Annotated in this window: 16 protein-coding genes; 13 read left to right on the top strand and 3 right to left on the bottom strand. The window is 62.0% G+C overall.

Annotation, left to right across the window (positions count from 1 at the left end):
* Positions 1-33: 33 nt before the first annotated feature.
* On the bottom strand, positions 34-1,245 hold the full coding sequence (locus ACT67G_RS04645; protein WP_443663198.1) for a tyrosine-type recombinase/integrase: 1,212 nt from the start codon (positions 1,243-1,245) through the stop codon (positions 34-36).
* Positions 1,246-1,258: 13 nt separating this feature from the next.
* Between ACT67G_RS04645 and ACT67G_RS04650 the strand changes: the two genes are divergently transcribed.
* From ACT67G_RS04650 to ACT67G_RS04665, 4 genes are all read left to right on the top strand, one after another.
* The gene (locus ACT67G_RS04650; RefSeq protein ID WP_443663199.1) at positions 1,259-1,741 is read left to right on the top strand and encodes a ferritin-like domain-containing protein; all 483 of its coding nucleotides are present in this window, start codon (positions 1,259-1,261) and stop codon (positions 1,739-1,741) included.
* Between the two features lie 260 nt (positions 1,742-2,001).
* Entirely contained in the window at positions 2,002-2,631 is a 630-nt protein-coding gene (locus tag ACT67G_RS04655; protein ID WP_443663200.1) for a YoaK family protein, read from the top strand.
* Positions 2,632-2,846: 215 nt separating this feature from the next.
* A complete protein-coding gene (locus ACT67G_RS04660; RefSeq protein WP_443663201.1) occupies positions 2,847-3,860 on the top strand; it encodes a helix-turn-helix domain-containing protein in 1,014 nt (337 codons plus the stop codon).
* Between the two features lie 36 nt (positions 3,861-3,896).
* Positions 3,897-4,553, top strand: coding sequence for an HAD hydrolase-like protein (locus ACT67G_RS04665; RefSeq protein WP_443663202.1), 657 nt, complete (start codon positions 3,897-3,899; stop codon positions 4,551-4,553).
* 62 nt (positions 4,554-4,615) lie between these two features.
* Here ACT67G_RS04665 and ACT67G_RS04670 read toward each other — a convergent pair whose 3' ends face one another.
* The gene (locus ACT67G_RS04670; protein ID WP_443663204.1) at positions 4,616-5,914 is read right to left on the bottom strand and encodes a S1C family serine protease; all 1,299 of its coding nucleotides are present in this window, start codon (positions 5,912-5,914) and stop codon (positions 4,616-4,618) included.
* Positions 5,915-6,083: 169 nt separating this feature from the next.
* On the opposite strand from ACT67G_RS04670, the gene ACT67G_RS04675 reads away from it, so the two are divergent.
* Positions 6,084-7,064, top strand: coding sequence for an MBL fold metallo-hydrolase (locus ACT67G_RS04675; protein WP_443663206.1), 981 nt, complete (start codon positions 6,084-6,086; stop codon positions 7,062-7,064).
* A gap of 20 nt (positions 7,065-7,084) precedes the next feature.
* A complete protein-coding gene (deoC, locus tag ACT67G_RS04680) occupies positions 7,085-7,741 on the top strand; it encodes a deoxyribose-phosphate aldolase (protein WP_326215767.1) in 657 nt (218 codons plus the stop codon).
* 112 nt (positions 7,742-7,853) lie between these two features.
* Here the strand turns inward: deoC and ACT67G_RS04685 are convergent, their stop codons facing one another.
* Positions 7,854-8,771 (bottom strand): nucleoside recognition domain-containing protein, encoded by a 918-nt coding sequence (locus ACT67G_RS04685; protein ID WP_326215768.1) that lies wholly within the window; start codon positions 8,769-8,771, stop codon positions 7,854-7,856.
* A gap of 106 nt (positions 8,772-8,877) precedes the next feature.
* Here ACT67G_RS04685 and ACT67G_RS04690 point away from each other — a divergent pair, with 106 nt between their 5' ends.
* The 7 genes from ACT67G_RS04690 to recD2 are packed head-to-tail and all read left to right on the top strand — an operon-like array spanning position 8,878 to position 14,776.
* Complete coding sequence (locus ACT67G_RS04690; RefSeq protein ID WP_325247514.1) at positions 8,878-9,162, top strand: YabP/YqfC family sporulation protein; 285 nt, start codon at positions 8,878-8,880, stop codon at positions 9,160-9,162.
* 3 nt (positions 9,163-9,165) lie between these two features.
* Entirely contained in the window at positions 9,166-10,392 is a 1,227-nt protein-coding gene (locus tag ACT67G_RS04695; protein WP_326215769.1) for a sporulation protein YqfD, read from the top strand.
* A 21-nt stretch (positions 10,393-10,413) separates the two neighbouring features.
* The gene (locus ACT67G_RS04700; RefSeq protein WP_325247512.1) at positions 10,414-11,388 is read left to right on the top strand and encodes a PhoH family protein; all 975 of its coding nucleotides are present in this window, start codon (positions 10,414-10,416) and stop codon (positions 11,386-11,388) included.
* Positions 11,388-11,885: an rRNA maturation RNase YbeY gene (gene ybeY / locus ACT67G_RS04705; RefSeq protein WP_325247511.1), complete on the top strand. Its 498-nt coding sequence runs from the start codon at positions 11,388-11,390 to the stop codon at positions 11,883-11,885. Before ACT67G_RS04700 ends, ybeY begins: the two co-directional genes overlap by 1 nt.
* A 33-nt stretch (positions 11,886-11,918) precedes the next feature.
* Positions 11,919-12,182 (top strand): hypothetical protein, encoded by a 264-nt coding sequence (locus ACT67G_RS04710; protein ID WP_443663209.1) that lies wholly within the window; start codon positions 11,919-11,921, stop codon positions 12,180-12,182.
* 44 nt (positions 12,183-12,226) lie between these two features.
* Complete coding sequence (locus ACT67G_RS04715) at positions 12,227-12,550, top strand: hypothetical protein (RefSeq protein WP_325247509.1); 324 nt, start codon at positions 12,227-12,229, stop codon at positions 12,548-12,550.
* Positions 12,551-12,571: 21 nt separating this feature from the next.
* On the top strand, positions 12,572-14,776 hold the full coding sequence (gene recD2 / locus ACT67G_RS04720; protein WP_443663211.1) for an SF1B family DNA helicase RecD2: 2,205 nt from the start codon (positions 12,572-12,574) through the stop codon (positions 14,774-14,776).
* Positions 14,777-15,496: the final 720 nt, after the last annotated feature.

Consider the following 15,496-nt stretch of genomic DNA (forward strand, 5'->3'; position numbering starts at 1 on the left):
ACTTCTGGCCTCGTTCTTTTCAAAAGTTGTTGGTTATAGCCGGTTGAGGTTTTCCCGTAGAATATCAATTCCTGCTTTGGACAGCGCGATATAATACCGTTGTGTAACCTGAATGTTTCCATGACCCATTTGCGAACAAAGAAGGTGCTGCGGTGTGTTCAACTCCGCCATCATAGTCCCATAGGTATGACGCAAATAGTGATACTTGAACATTATCCCGCATTTGGCCTTAACCTCCCGCGTGTGGAACTTCATGGAGTTCACCGTCTGGATTTTCCCATCTGGCAGACAGTTCACAAGCTCCGTGGAGGAAATTTTACTTCCGTCCAAATCCTCGATAATACGCTGGTTCTGTTCCCGCAAGTCGGCAAGGTGGAGCTGGTCTTGCTCCCGCCGCTTCGCCAAATTCTGAAAATACACTTTCAGTTTGTCGCACATTTGGATTGTACGCTTTGCGTTGCGGGTTTTGAGGGACACAAGCTTGATACGCCCCTGCTGGTATTGCATTTGCCGGTCAATCAAAATCGTGCCATTTATCAGATCGACGTTCGACCATTTCAGACCGTAGCACTCATTGATACGCAGACCGCAATACCGTCCCAGCAAATACGCCGTTTCTGCATTGATGCCGTGGAAATAATCATCCAGTACGGCAAGCTCTTCCCGATTGAATGATACAATATCCAAGTCATCATCCGTTTTCAGCTTTGGCATGTGGATTTTGGTATCTTTGTTGACACAGAGCTTGTTGTAACTGTCCACGTCGAGATAGTTCCGGGAGTAGGCTTGCCCGAAGAGCAGATAGAACATCTTCAAGAAGCCCTCCACATAGCGATAGGAGAGGCCGCGGCTGCAATACAGTTCCGTCAAGTAGTCCACCACCTCCGCCGCGCTGATTTCATCAATGTACCGCTCCCCGAACCGGGTGCAAAGGTGGTTTTTCCAGAGGCTGTCCTGCTTGCGTTTGGTAGTGTATGCCCGGTCACTTCGGCCATTAGCACAGTATTCTTGATAGACCTCTTGAACCGTTTTCCGTACCGTGGGCTTTGGCTTGCGGGAGTTCTGGGCGCTGTCAATAGCCGCTTGCCGCGCCTTGATTGCTTCACGCTTTGTCTTGAAAGGAGCGCCAAATTCATCCTTTGCCTTCCGAACCTCTTTGCGGACACCATTCACCATGAGAACATAGCGATAAGCCCAATTCCCATTTTTCAATTTGTAGACACCCGCGTCATTTTGCTTTGCCACTTGCAAATCCCCCTTGTGGATTTTTTTGTGGCAAAAAGCCAAATTCCAGCGTGTGAAAAATGTCCACTTGTGGATAAAGAAATTTCCTGTATCTTCCTCTTTTTCACCTGTTTCCCGGCGCCGAACGGCGAAGCCGTTTGGCTACTTCACCGGCGAGTGCACTGAGGTGGGTATGTATCTGGCTATGTCCCGGGTGGCTTACCGCGAGGGCTATCCCGAGATCGGCGACTACTGGTACAAGGCCGGTCTGGAGGAGGCCGAGCACGCTGCCAAGTTTGCCGAGCTGCTGGGCGAGGTGATCACCGACTCCACCAAGAAGAACCTGGAGATGCGCGTCGACGCCGAGAACGGCGCCACCGCCGGCAAGTTCGAGCTGGCCAAGAAGGCCAAGGAGCTGAACCTGGACGCCATCCATGACACCGTCCATGAGATGGCCCGCGACGAGGCCCGACATGGCAAGGCTTTCGAGGGCCTGCTGAAGCGTTACTTCGGCTAATCCAAAGCCAACAGAATCGAAAATCCCCCGGCCGCAGCTGGCCGGGGGATTTTTTTGCGCCAGTGGGCTGACAGGCCATCAGGCGGATTCTCCTTGCATTTGCCAGTCGGGTGGGGTAGTATATAGAAGAAAACCGGGGGGTTTTCTTGGAAAATGATCGGTTGGAAGAGAAAACCAGTCACTTTGAGGGGCAGGGAGAAACAGATGTTTCGCTTTCAGATCTATGACAGCAGCGGCGACTATCTGGAAAGTCAGCGCTGGTGGATTTTTCCATCTTGATGACGGTGGGCGGCTTTTTGGGGGCATTTACCTATACCATCCGTGGCGGCGTGTTCTGCAATGCCCAGACGGCAAATTTTGTACTTTTCGCTATGGCCCTGGGGGATGCCCAGTGGAGCCGGGCGCTGTATTTCCTCATTCCCATGAGTGCCTATTTCCTGGGTGCCCTGCTCTCCGAGGCTGCCATGTCCTCTCCCAGATGGACGATGCCCGTCCGCTGGGAGACGGTTCTGGTCTTGGTGGAGATGGTTCTGGTGGTGATTTTGGGCCTGCTGCCGGAGAGTGCGCCTTATCAGATCTCCCAGGTGGTCATCAATTTCATGTGCTCCATGCAGTACAACACCTTCCGCATCGCCCAGGGAGTTCCCATGGCCACCACCTTCTGCACCAATCACCTGCGCCAGACGGGGATCGCCTGCTGCAAGGCTATTCGCACCCGGGATATCCAGCATGTCAAGCGCCTGGCCTGTCATCTGGAGATGCTGGCTGTCTTCGTGGCGGGGGGGCGTGGTCTCCACCATTTTGTGCCGGCATTTTATGGGACGGGCCATCTGGGCTGCCTTGCTCCCTCTTGCGGTGGTATTGGCGGATCTGCTGCACGCAGATCTTAAGGGAGAGCAGGCGGCGCCTGCGAAGTCCTGACGCAGCCGTGCATTGAGATTCAAAAGAGCCCCCTGATGGCACCGTCAGGGGGCTCCTTCTCACTTCCCGGACGTGTGCTGCGGAACGTTTTGGATATCTGCGGAGCGTAGACCGGTTCTTCAAAACAGGGATGGACACGCCCAAGACAGGGATGGGATACTGGGATCAGAAAGGAGGCGGAGGTATGGATGCCGGAAAAACGGGTGAGTATCTTGCCATGCTGCGCCGGGCCAGGGGCATGACCCAGCAGGAAGCGGCGGAGCAGCTGAATCTCTCCAACAAGACCATCAGCAAATGGGAGTCCGGCGGGGGGTTCCCCGATATCACGGTGCTGCCCGCTTTGGCGGAGCTGTACGGCGTGACCGCAGACGACATCCTGGCGGGGGAGACCCTGCGGGGCACCAAGCGGGAACAGGCGGCCGCCGGACGGAGTGCCGCGGAAAAGCGGCTGCTGGGGCGGCTGCGGATGCGGTTTGATGTGTGCTTTGTGCTCTCCCTGGCCCTGGCGGTCCTGGGGATGCTTCAAATCCCGTATGTGAGCCTGACTGCCCTGCCCCTTTCCGTGGCGTCAGTTTGGATGGGCTATGTTTTGACTGCCCATCCCCTTCGCTATGGCGGCGTGACGGAGGAGCGGAAACTGTATGAGAACCTTTACCGAAAGCTGCTGGCGGCTTCCGGCCTCCAGTGGCTGGCGCTGCTGGGCATGATCCACCTGGGTACGGTGGACTGGAGCCGGACAGACCTGGAAAATCTGACGGTGCCCTATACCGGGGATCATTGGAAACCGGTGATTTTCCTGGCGGGCCTGGTGCTTTTGTGGGGGCTGCTGGAGGCGGGCGTGCGCCGCCGCGCCGGAAAGGATGCCCGTCTGCTGCCGGGTAATTGGAAGGCCTGGGCCCTTTGGGGCATTTGGCTGACGGTGTTTCTGGCAGTGTGGACTGCTGTGGATCACCGGTTCGACGTGGCGTTGGCTCCCTGGGTGGAGCGGTATGGGGCGGATGTGCTCCATGACAGCCGCTTTGACGAGTGGTGGCCCACCTTGCGGGAGGAACGGGACAATGCGCTGATGCCCTTCCTGTGGGCCAGACGGATCACAGCCGGGGCTGGCGGTGTCATAACGGTGGTTCTGCTGGCAGTGACACTGCGGCGCATCTGGCGGAAAAAACCGGGGCAACCTCTTGCGCCGAAAGAGGAATGATGATAGAATTTTCCCGGAATAAAGGGGAGAATCATCATGTATCATGTTATCTTTTTCGACCTGGACGGTACGCTGACGGATTCCAAGGAGGGAATCTTCAAAAGCGTCCGCTATGCCCTGGAGAAGCTGGGGCGCCCGGTTCCCGGCGATGACATCCTGACGCTGTTTGTGGGCCCGCCTCTGGCGGATTCCTTTATGAATTTCTGCGGTATGACCCGGCCGGAGGCCGACGAGGCCGTGCGGATCTTCCGGGAGCGGTATGCCGTCAAGGGCCTCTTTGAAAATGCCGCGGTGCCCGGCGGCCCGGAACTGCTGCGGCGGCTGAAGGAGCGGGGCTATGTGCTGGCCCTGGCCTCCTCCAAGCCGGTGGAGCACTGCCGGCCCATTGTGGAGCGGTTTGGTTACGCCCCGTACCTGGATGTGGTGGCCGGCAGCGAGGGTGAATCCGACGAGACCAAGGCGGACATCATCCGCAAGGCCATGGCCCAGCTGGGCATCACGCAGGCGGATAAGGCCCGGGTGCTGATGGTGGGCGACCGGAAGTTCGACGTGCTGGGTGCCCGGGAGTGCGGCATCGACTGCGTGGGCCTGGAGGTGTGCCGCTATGGCCAGCCCGGCGAGCTGGAGGCAGCCGGCGCCGTAGCGGTAGTGGAGACGATGGAAGAACTGGAGACCTTCATTCTCCATCATTGATCAAAAAAAGGATGCCCTGCGCAACTGTACGCAGGACATCCTTTTTTGTCCGGGAAAAACCGTCAGGCGGCTTCCCGTTCCTTGATCTCGCGGATGGTCCAGCCTTCGCCGGTCAGGTCTGCGGAGAGTACCGGGTCGATGGGCACCGCCAGATACATGCTGTTGCCGTATGTATAGGCGCCGGAGGTGACGCCGATCACCTGGCCCAGGGCGTTTAGCAGGGCTCCGCCGCTGCTGCCCTGAGAGATATCCGCCGTACTCATCAGGCAGGGCACGGAATAGCGCTCCACATCCCGGTTCGTGGCACTGATGATGCCGGAGGATACCGCCAGGCCCATGCCCAGGGGATCGCTGAGGGTATACACCGGATCTCCGGGCCGCACGTCCCGGGTGCCGGAGGGGGCGATGTCCAGATGGGCAAAAGCAGAGGTGACATGGCCGGAGCGGCTGGTCTTGGAGATCTGGATCACGGCAATGTCGGCGTCGGGATCATAGTAGAGCACCCGCTGGACGGGATAGACCTCCCCGGTGGAGAGGGTGGCAACGGCGTGGACACTGTCTTCAATGGTGTGGTAATTGGTGACGGCCAGACCATCGGCGGAGATGAAGAAGCCGCTGGCATTGACCATGGGCATATCGATATCCAATTCAATCTGCCGGGTATAGACGTCCAGATGGAAGGCCGCCGCCGTATAGCGCTCTGCCACCTGCCGGGCCGTGAGAACAGGGGAGAGGAAGCCCAGAGCATTGGCCGCCGCCCGGGAGACGATGCCGCGGTCTATGAGGCGGCTGATGACGGTGGCGGAGCCGTCCTTGTAGGAGAAGGACAGGGCACTTTCCAGAAGGACAAAGAGCTGCCCCCGGGAGAGGGAACCCGTGGAGACCTGGGGCGTCAGGCCGATATGCTGGGCGAACAGGGCGGCGGAGTCCGGGGAAAAGTCACCGGCGGCGTCGTCATAGCCCAGCATCCGCAGCAAGAAGGTAAACCATTCATCCGCCGTAATGGCCGTGTCGGGATGGAAATCCAGGCCGGCGGAAGCGGGAGAGTCGATCCAGCCCTGGTGCACCGCGTAATGGACGGCGCGGGAGGCCCAGGTGGGTACATCCCGGTAGCCGGAGAACCAGTTGTCCGCGGCAGCATCCTGCTGCGCGCCTGCCAGACGCACCAGCAGCACAGCCGCCTGGGCCCGGGTGGCAGGGGACTCCAGGGCATATCCGCTGGTCCCGGTACCGTTGATCAGTCCCAGGGTGTGCAGGGCGTCGGCGGCCCGAAGGGTTTCCCCCTCCTGGGCAGCGGCAAAAGGGACTGCGCCTGTCAGCAGCAGCAGGGCGCAGAGAAAGGCAAGTACGCGTTTTTTCATGGGGCAGTTCCTCCATATTCCTGGGTGGACAGATTGATGGGCGGTGCCCAACAGAGGCTGAAACGGCGGGCACCGTCCGGCAGCCTGATTGTAGCACCTGGAAGCGGGGTTGGCAAGTGGGCGGATCTCTGCTACAATCTCACTGTAAGAACGGAAAGGCGGAAGAAATATGGCACAGCGCATTGCGGAGGGATTGTGGCGGCTGGAGATCCCTCTGGTGGGAAATCCCCTCAAGACGCTCAACAGGTACCTCATCACCGGGGAGCGGAACCTCCTCATTGACACGGGCTTTCGCCAGCAGCCCTGCCGGGAGGCATTGGAGCGCCAGCTCCGGGAGCTGGCGGTGGATCTGAACCGGACGGATCTCTTTCTCACCCATCTCCACAGCGACCATACGGGCCTGGCGCCGGAGCTTGTCCGGCCCGGCTGCCGGGTTTACATCGGCGCGGTGGATGGGCGGCGCCTGGTGGAGAGCGGGAGAGAACAGCCGTGGCGGAAGCTGTACCGGGAGTACGTGCAAAACGGCTTTTCCCGGCAGGATATGGAGACCCTCTGGGACAGCAATCCCGCTAAATCCGGCGCGCCGGTGCCGTGGGACGGTTACACGTTCCTGGAGGATGGGGACACACTGGGCTATGGGGCTTATAACCTGCGCTGCCTGCTGACGCCGGGCCACACCCCGGGACACATGTGCCTGTACGATGCAGCCCGGAAGACACTGTTCTCCGGGGATCATGTGCTCTTTCACATCACCCCCAACATCTGCCGCTGGACCGGCGTGGCGGACTCCCTGGGGGACTATCTCAAAAGCCTGGACCGGGTGCGGGATCTGCCGGTGGAGCTGCTGCTGCCCGCCCACCGGGAGGAAACGGGAGATCTGGCATGCCGGGTGGAGGAACTTAAGGCCCACCATGCCCGCCGGCTGGAGGAGGCGCTGCGGGTGGTGCGGCAGACGCCGGGGCTCACCGCCTGGCAGATTGCCGGGCGCATGGCCTGGAGCATCCGCTGCCGCAGCTGGGAGGACTTTCCCCTGACCCAGAAGTTTTTCGCCGTAGGGGAGGCTCTGGCCCACCTGGATCATCTGGAGGCCCGGGGGCACCTGCGCCGCATGGAGCATCAGGGCGTCATGGTTTATGACGCCATATCATAAAATATAAGGAGAGAATGACCATGGATATCCAGGAGATTTTGTCCAAGTGCGACCACACGCTGCTCTCCCCCACCGCCACGTGGGAGGAGATTCGGACACTGTGTGACGACGGCGTCCGGTACGGCTGCGCCAGCGTGTGTATCCCCGCCAGCTATGTCCGCCAGGCGGCGGAGTATCTGGCGGGACGGCTGCCGGTGTGCACCGTTATCGGCTTTCCCAACGGCTACGACACCACCGCCGCCAAATGCTTTATGGCTGCCGACGCCGTACAAAACGGCGCCGACGAGGTGGACATGGTCATCAACCTGGGCTGGGTGAAGGACCAGCGGTGGGAGGATCTCCTCGCAGAGATCCGGGCAGTGAAGGAGGCCTGCGGCGGCAAGCTCCTGAAAGTCATCATCGAGACCTGCCAGCTGACGGAGGCGGAGAAGATCCGCATGTGCGAGATCGTCACCGCCTCCGGGGCGGACTATATCAAGACCTCCACCGGCTTCTCCACCGGAGGCGCCACCCGGGAGGACGTGGCCCTCTTTGCTGCCCATGTGGGGCCGGGGGTGAAGATCAAGGCCGCCGGCGGCATCGCGGATCTGAAAGATGCGGAGGACTTTTTGAACCTGGGGGCCTCCCGGCTGGGGACTTCCCGGGTGGTGAAAGCCGTCAAAGCCCTGGGAAAGTGATTCCAATTTGTAGAATACAGACGATAAAATCCCCTCCGTTGTCGGATTCCGGCGGCGGAGGGGGTGCTTTTTCCACAGCGTGTTGAAAATACGGCGGGCGGGACAGGCGGGTTCAGCCCAGGACATAGCCGCTGAGAGCCGCTGCCAGCAGGGCGGAAAAGAGGCCCTGAAGGGCCTTCCCCGCCAGGTAGTACCGCAGCCGGAGCCCGCTGCCCTCCAGCGCCGCTGCCGTCTGGCACAGCACGGACAGCCCGCCCCATCCGGCGGCTCCCGCCGCCAGGATGAAGCCGAAGCGGTCCGGCGTCAGCAGCGGCGTCAGGGAGAAGAGCTCCGTCATCCCGACCAGCAGGGCGCCCGCCGGGCTTCCCAAAGAGGAGAGGGGCCGGGAGAGCACATAGAAGAAGGTCACAAAGGCGCAGACGGACAATACGCTGCGTAAAGCACCGTCCACTGCGGACACAAAGGCCTGTACCGGGGAGATGGCCTGAAAAGTACATGACCTTGACATATCCTGGGAACAGGCGGAGGACGTTCCCCGGAACAGCAGTCCCACCAGCAGGGCGGATCCTACATGGATCAGCAGCAGCCACACACCGGCGCGGACGCTGCCAAAGATCCCGGAGCCCAGAACGGAGATCAAAAAGACAGGGGAGCAGTTGTTGCAGAAGGTCAAAAGCCGCTCCGCCTCCTGCCGGGACAGGGCGTGGGACTGGTAGAGCTCCCCGGCGGTTTTGGCGCCGATGGGGTATCCTCCCAGCAGGCCCAGCACCAGGGCGGCGCTGCCGGGGCCTCCGATCCGGAACAGGGGCTCCATAAGACCCGAGAGCACCGAGGCCGTCAGGTCTCCAAAGCCCATGGCCAGTAGCAGCGACGAGATCACAAGAAACGGGAACAGGGAGGGGATCACGGACCGGGCGCACAGGGACAGCGCCTCCTCCACAGCGGCCCGGCAGTGGGCGGCGTCCGCCAGAAACCACAGGGCCCCGCAGCACAGTACCAGACAGAAAGGCGTTCTCCAACGTTTTTTCATATCCATCACCGGAGCCATTCTATGCGTCCCCCCTCTGGTACATGCCGGGGTGGGACAGGCAAGTTTGCGGGGATTTCCGCATACACGTGGCAAAGAGGTGAGACATATGGAGCGCAATCGAAAGGAGAGCCGGGTGCTGGATACCGTGGCGGAGCTCTTTGACCTGCCGGCGGACGTGGTGGCGGGGCTTCCCCGGCTGGAGATGGTGGGCAGCCGCCAGCTGTATCTGGAGCATCACGCGGGGATCCTGGCGTACAGTGAAGAGCAGATCGACGTCAATACCCCCGAGGGCATCCTGCGGGTGCGGGGGGAGCGTTTGACCTTGACGGCCATGACGGCGGAGGAACTGCGCATCGGCGGCGCCATTGCGGCGGTGGAGTGGGTGAGGTAGCCTATGCTCAAGGAAATCGTCAACCGTCTGCGGGGGCAGGTGCGATTGCGGGTGGAGAGCCCGTTTCCGGAGCGGGTGCTGAACCTGTGCGGCGCCCGGAATCTGGCATTCTGGGATCTGGAGTGGGAGAGCGCCACCGCCTTCACCTGCCGCATGAGCCGGGGGGATTACCGTGTTCTGCGCCAAGCGGCAGCGCAGCTGGAGTGCGCGGTGACTCCGGTGAAAAAAGAGGGGGTTCCCTATTTTCTGGGTCGCTTCCGCCACCGCCAGGCCCTGGCGGTGGGCCTGGTAGGCGCCGCATGCGCCCTGACGGTGGGCTCCTTTTTCATCTGGGACTTCACCGTGGAGGGCAATGTCACCGTCACCGATGAGGAGATCCTCCGCTCCCTGGCGGACAATGGGGTGGGGCTGGGAACCTTTGGCCTGTCCCTGGACGGAGAGAGCATCCGCAACCATGTGCTCCTGGATATTCCGGAGCTCAGCTGGATCGCCGTCAATGTCTCCGGCTGCCGGGCCTATGTCCAGGTACGGGAGCGCGATCCCAAGCCGGAGATGGTGGATGAGCGGAGCCCCACCAACGTGGTGGCCCGGCGGGAGGGGTTGGTGCTGGACGTGCAGGCCCTGGACGGGGTAGCCTGCGTGCTGCCGGGCACCACCGTCACGAAGGGGCAGCTGCTGATCTCCGGCGTGGAGGATACCGGCACCTACGGTGCCCGGCTCCTGGCGGGAATGGGGACGGTGGAGGCCCGCACCTGGTATACCCTCACCGCCAAGATCCCCCTGACACTGCCTCAAAAACAGTACACCGGGGAGGAAAAAACCTGCTTTTCCCTGGTCTTGGGGACCCACCGGATAAAATTCTTTTCAAACAGTAGCATTCAGGGGGAAAATTATGATAAAATAACCAACAGGTATCCGTGCTCCCTGCTGGGAGTGCCGCTGCCGGTTACCATTGTGAAAGAGCAGTACCGGTTTTACGATCCGGTTTCTCCCTCCGACCCGGACGAGGCGTCCGTTGAACAGGCCAAGGAGGCGGGGGAGGCCGCCCTGACGGCGTATCTCAACACGCTGCTGGAAGGATACGGGAGCGTATCCTCCACCCTGTGTACCTCCCGGCAGGAGGGGGACACCCTGGAGGTGACGCTGCGGGCGGAGTGCCGGGAGCAGATCGGGCAGCCGGTACCGATCTATACCCAATCTACCAACGAACCGGGCGGAGAAAGCCCGTGAATAACAGGAGTGAAGCAAGCATTGGAACAGCGAATCAGCATTGAGCGTTTGGAACAGGCGGTGAACATCTTCGGATCCTTCGATGAAAACATCCGCCTTTTGGAGCAGGAATTTTCCGTCACCGTGGTGAACCGGGACGGGGAGCTCCGGGTGGAGGGTGAGCCGGAGAACACCATGCTGGCCTGCAAGGCCATCCAGGCCCTGCTGACCCTCTCCTCCCGGGGAGAGTCCATCGGCGAGCAGAACGTGCGCTATATCATCGGCCTGGTGCGCTCCGGCAAGGAGACCCAGGTAGCGGAGCTCACCGGAGACGTGCTGTGCATCACCGCCAAGGGCCGCCCGGTCCGGCCCAAGACCATCGGACAAAAGGAATATATCAAGTCGGTGCTCCACAACACCGTCACCATCGGTGTGGGCCCGGCAGGCACCGGCAAGACCTATCTGGCGGTGGCCGCCGCCGTCTCCGCCTTCCGGGACAAGCAGGTCAACCGCATCATCCTCACCCGCCCGGCGGTGGAGGCCGGCGAGCGCCTGGGCTTTTTGCCCGGCGACCTCCAGAGCAAGGTGGATCCCTACCTGCGGCCGCTGTACGACGCCCTCTTCGACATGCTGGGGGCGGAGACGTACCAGAAGTACCTGGAGCGGGGCAACATCGAGGTGGCGCCCCTGGCCTATATGCGGGGCCGCACCCTGGACGACAGCTTCATCATCCTGGACGAGGCTCAGAATACCTCCCGGGAGCAGATGAAGATGTTTTTGACCCGCCTTGGCTTCGGGTCCAAGATCGTCATCACCGGTGACGTCACCCAGATCGACCTGCCCGACGGAAAGGCCTCCGGCCTCAAGGAGGCCATGCGGGTGCTGCGGAACGTGGAGGGCATCGGCATCTGCCAGCTGACCAACGCCGACGTGGTGCGCCATGTGATGGTGCAGCGGATCGTGGAGGCCTATGAGCGCTATGAGGAGGCCAAAAACGGCGGAAAGGGGCGCAAGTGATGGCAAAACGGCACTATATCCCGGTGACGGCGGACATTCCCGGCGCCGCCAGTGAAGGCAACTGCGCCCTCATCCGCAAGGTCATCCGCACGGCTTTGGCCGCCGAGGGGGTGGACTTCCCCTGTGAGGTGGACGTGCTGCTGACCAACGACGAGAACATCCATCAGGTGAATCTGGACATGCGGGGGGTGGACCGGGCCACAGACGTGCTGAGCTTTCCGGAGTTTGACCTGACCCCGGGGGAACTTCCGGGACCGGAGGACGCGGACCCCGGCACGGGGCTGGTGCCTCTGGGGGACATGGTGATCTCTATGGAGCATGTGGCGGCCCAGGCCAAGGAGTACGGCCACCCCAAGCGCCGGGAGCTTGCCTATCTGGTGGTGCACTCCGTGCTGCACCTGCTGGGGTATGACCACTTGGACGAGGGCCCCCAGAAAAAGCAGATGCGCTCCCGGGAGGAGGCCATCCTGGCGGAGCTGGGCATTGGCCGGGATTGACGGCGTAAGTCTGAACACCGGAGAGGGATCGGTATGAAAGATTTCTTGGCGGCTTTTGTGCTGCTGGTGATTGTGGGGTATGGATTTCTGGCCCTGGGCGGCGCGCTGGGACTGGCCCTCTTCGGCGTGGCGGTGGCGGCTGTGGTGATTGCCGGGCTCATCTCCCTTTTGGGAAAGCTGGAAGATCTGGAGAAGAAACTGGATGCACTCACCGCCGCCGGAGCTGCCCCTGAGGGGGAAAGCACACCGCCGGAGGCGGACGACGGGGAGGCGCCTGGGGACAGCGCGGTGCATTGACGGCGGACAGCCCCGGCGCATAGACTATCCCGAGGTGATTTGGGATGGTATTGCTGCAAGATGGAGTCATCGCATTTTTGTCCGCCGTGGGGCTGACGGCCATTGTCTGGCTGGCAGCGGGCGCGATCCTGCACACGGGCCGGCCCACTGTGCCGGGCCTTTTGCTGGTGCTGCCGCTGCGGGGAGAGGTTCCGGCCCTGGAGGAGGATGTCCGGGAGCTGCGCCGGGTGCGCCGCCAACTGCCGGGCGCCCGGATCGTGCTGGCGGACTGCGGCATGACGGAGGAGGCCAGGGCACTGGCATCCTATCTCTCCGCCCGGACGGAGGGGGTCTCCCTGACGGAGGGAACGGAGATTCATGTGGGGTAGTACCCCGGGAAGAGGAAGAACATGGAAGAGCTGACTGCCTGCGAGGGCACCGTACATAGCGTGATTTTTCAAAATGCCGAAAACGGCTATACGGTCCTGCGCCTTCTCACGGAGGAGGGCGAGGTGGTCACGGTGGTGGGGTGCATCCCCTGCGTGGCGCCGGGGGAGCACCTGAGCGCCGTGGGCACCATGGAGACCCACCCCCAGCACGGAGAGCAGCTGCGGGCGGTGGAGCTGGAGCGGAGCCTTCCGGAGGACGAGGAGGAGATCGCCAGCTATCTGGGTTCCGGCGTGGTGAAAGGGGTAGGCCCTGCCACCGCCCGGCGGATCGTGGACCGCTTCGGCACCGAAACCCTGGACATTCTGGAGCGGGAGCCGGAGCGGCTGAGCCTCATCAAGGGCATTACGGAGCGCAAGGCCATGGAGATCGCCGAGAGCTTCCGCCACCACATGGGCCTCAGGCGGCTGATGGAGTTTCTGGCCCGGTATCAGCTGCCGCCGGTGCTGGCCATGCAGCTGCGGCGCCAGTACGGAGACGCGGCGTTGGAAAAGGTACGGGAAAACCTGTACCTTTTGTCCGGTGAGAGCTGCGGTGTGGAGTTCGCCGTGACAGACCAGATCGCCCTCTCTTTGGGCATGGAGCTGGACAGCCTGTGCCGGGTGGAGGCGGCGGTCTCCTTTGAGCTGGGCCACAACGAGCGCAACGGCCACGTGTTCTTGCCCCGGGAGAAGCTGATTGCCGCCACGGCGGAGCTGCTCCACGGCAGTGCGGACACGGTGGAACAGGCTCTGGACGGCCTCATCGAGCGGGGAGCGGTGGTGCAGGAGGGCGTGGGCAACGCCCAGGCCTGCTATCTGCGGCGTCTTTGGGAGGCGGAGCAATCCGCCTGTATCCGCCTGACGGGCCTGCTGGCGGTGGAGGCAGACCGCAGCACCCAGCCGGAGCGGGCAGTGCGGGAGATCGAGTCCCTCCAGGGCATCACCTATGCGCCCCTGCAGCGCCAGGCAGTGGAGCTGGCGGCCCGGGAGGGGGTGGTGATCCTCACCGGCGGCCCCGGCACCGGCAAGACCACCACTGTCCGGGGCATCGTGGCCTTGTTTCAGAAAATGGGCCTGGATATCCTGCTGGCGGCTCCCACGGGCCGGGCAGCCAAGCGCATGAGCGAGCTGACGGGTATGGACGCCCAGACCATCCACCGCCTGCTTGGCATGAGCTGGAGCGAGGCCACCGGCCAGGTGACCTTCACCAAGACGGAGAAGGAGCCTCTGGAGACCGACGCCCTCATTGTGGACGAGATGAGCATGGTGGATCTGCCCCTCTTTTCCGCCCTGCTGCGGGCCTTGCGGCCGGGAACCCGGCTGGTGCTGGTGGGAGATGCGGACCAGCTGCCCTCCGTGGGGGCGGGCAACGTCTTTTCCGACCTTATCCGCAGCGGGAAGATTCAGACGGTATTTTTGCGGGAGGTGTTCCGCCAGGCGTCGGAGTCCGCCATTATCCGCAATGCCCACGCGGTGAATCTGGGGCAGCCCCCCCGGCTGGTGAATGACCAGGGGGACTTCTTCTTTCTGTGCCGCCGGGACCCGGAGCGGGCCTTGGCCACGGTGGTGGAGCTGTGCAAGACCCGCCTGCCCGAGAAGATGGGCATCCCTGCGGATCAGATCCAAGTGCTTACCCCCACCCGGAAGGGGCCCTGCGGCACCATCCGCCTCAACGGCTGCCTGCAGGAGGCGCTGAATCCTCCCGCTCCGGACAAACGGGAGATTTTGTGGGGGGAGCGGCTCTTCCGCCAGGGGGACCGCATCATGCAGACCCGCAACGACTACGACGTGGTGTGGGAGAAGGACGACGGCACCGTGGGTACCGGCATGTTCAACGGCGACGTAGGGAAGATTTTGGAGATCGACCCCTCTGGAGAGCTGCTGGTGGTGCGCTTCGACGACCGTACCGCCACCTACACATCGGACATGCTCAGCGAGGTGGATCTGGCCTATGCCCAGACTGTCCACAAGGCCCAGGGCAGCGAGTACCGGGCCGTGGTGTTCGCCGCTATGCCCTCCGCGCCGTCGCTGATGGTGCGGGGCGTGCTCTATACCGCCCTCACCCGGGCCCGGGAGCTGCTGATCGTAGTGGGGGACGACGCCGCCATCCGGTCTATGGCGGAAAACGACCGCCGCCAGAAGCGGTATTCCGGATTGAAATGGCGGCTGTCCCACGCCGGGGAGTAATTTGGGCCGCCCGCCAGCCGGGAGAACCGGGCTTCCCGGGAGAATCCGCCCCCATTTTCTTTTCGAGGCATCGAAAAGAAAACGGCTGCGGCCGGTCAAAAGAAAAGATGCTGGGACGAACCGACGGATGCGAAAAGTACATCCGCCGGTTCGTAAGTACGGGGGTATTCTCAGACACTGCCCGGGAAGTCCGGCAGTCTTCTGCCGCGTGCGCCGGAGCGGTTCGGTATCATAAACCGGTCCCCGCATACGGCGGCCCGATCATGACCGGGGCTGTTATCGCATGGCTCCGTTTCTCTTTCCGCTGCCGCTGCCTGGTACGCACCCGGCAGCGCGTAGCGAAGCGGAACGCGCGGGAGTTGGCGGACAGTCCTTTCGATGACCACCACGATTTTGTATCGCACCGGTTGTGCGGGGAAGCAGTTGGTTGATGGCCTGAGTATGGCGCACTAGGCACAAGGGCTCCGATTTCAGACTGTACCGATTCCGAAGGCCCTCGTTTTTCGCCCAAATGCCTGTGGCATTTGGGCGCTGACGGTTTTCTTTTGGACCGTGCACGGCCCGTTTTCTTTTTAAAAGAAAATGGGGGGTGCATGCCCTGCGGACACACCACCATGATATATCCAAAATGATAGGACCCGTTTGGGTCCCATTATTTTTGCGTTCCTCCATAGAATAATGCAAAAGTGGACCAAAACAAGTCCGTTTTGCGGAGGCACC

It is taken from the genome of Dysosmobacter sp. (assembly GCF_052306735.1).
GTDB lineage: Bacteria > Bacillota > Clostridia > Oscillospirales > Oscillospiraceae > Oscillibacter.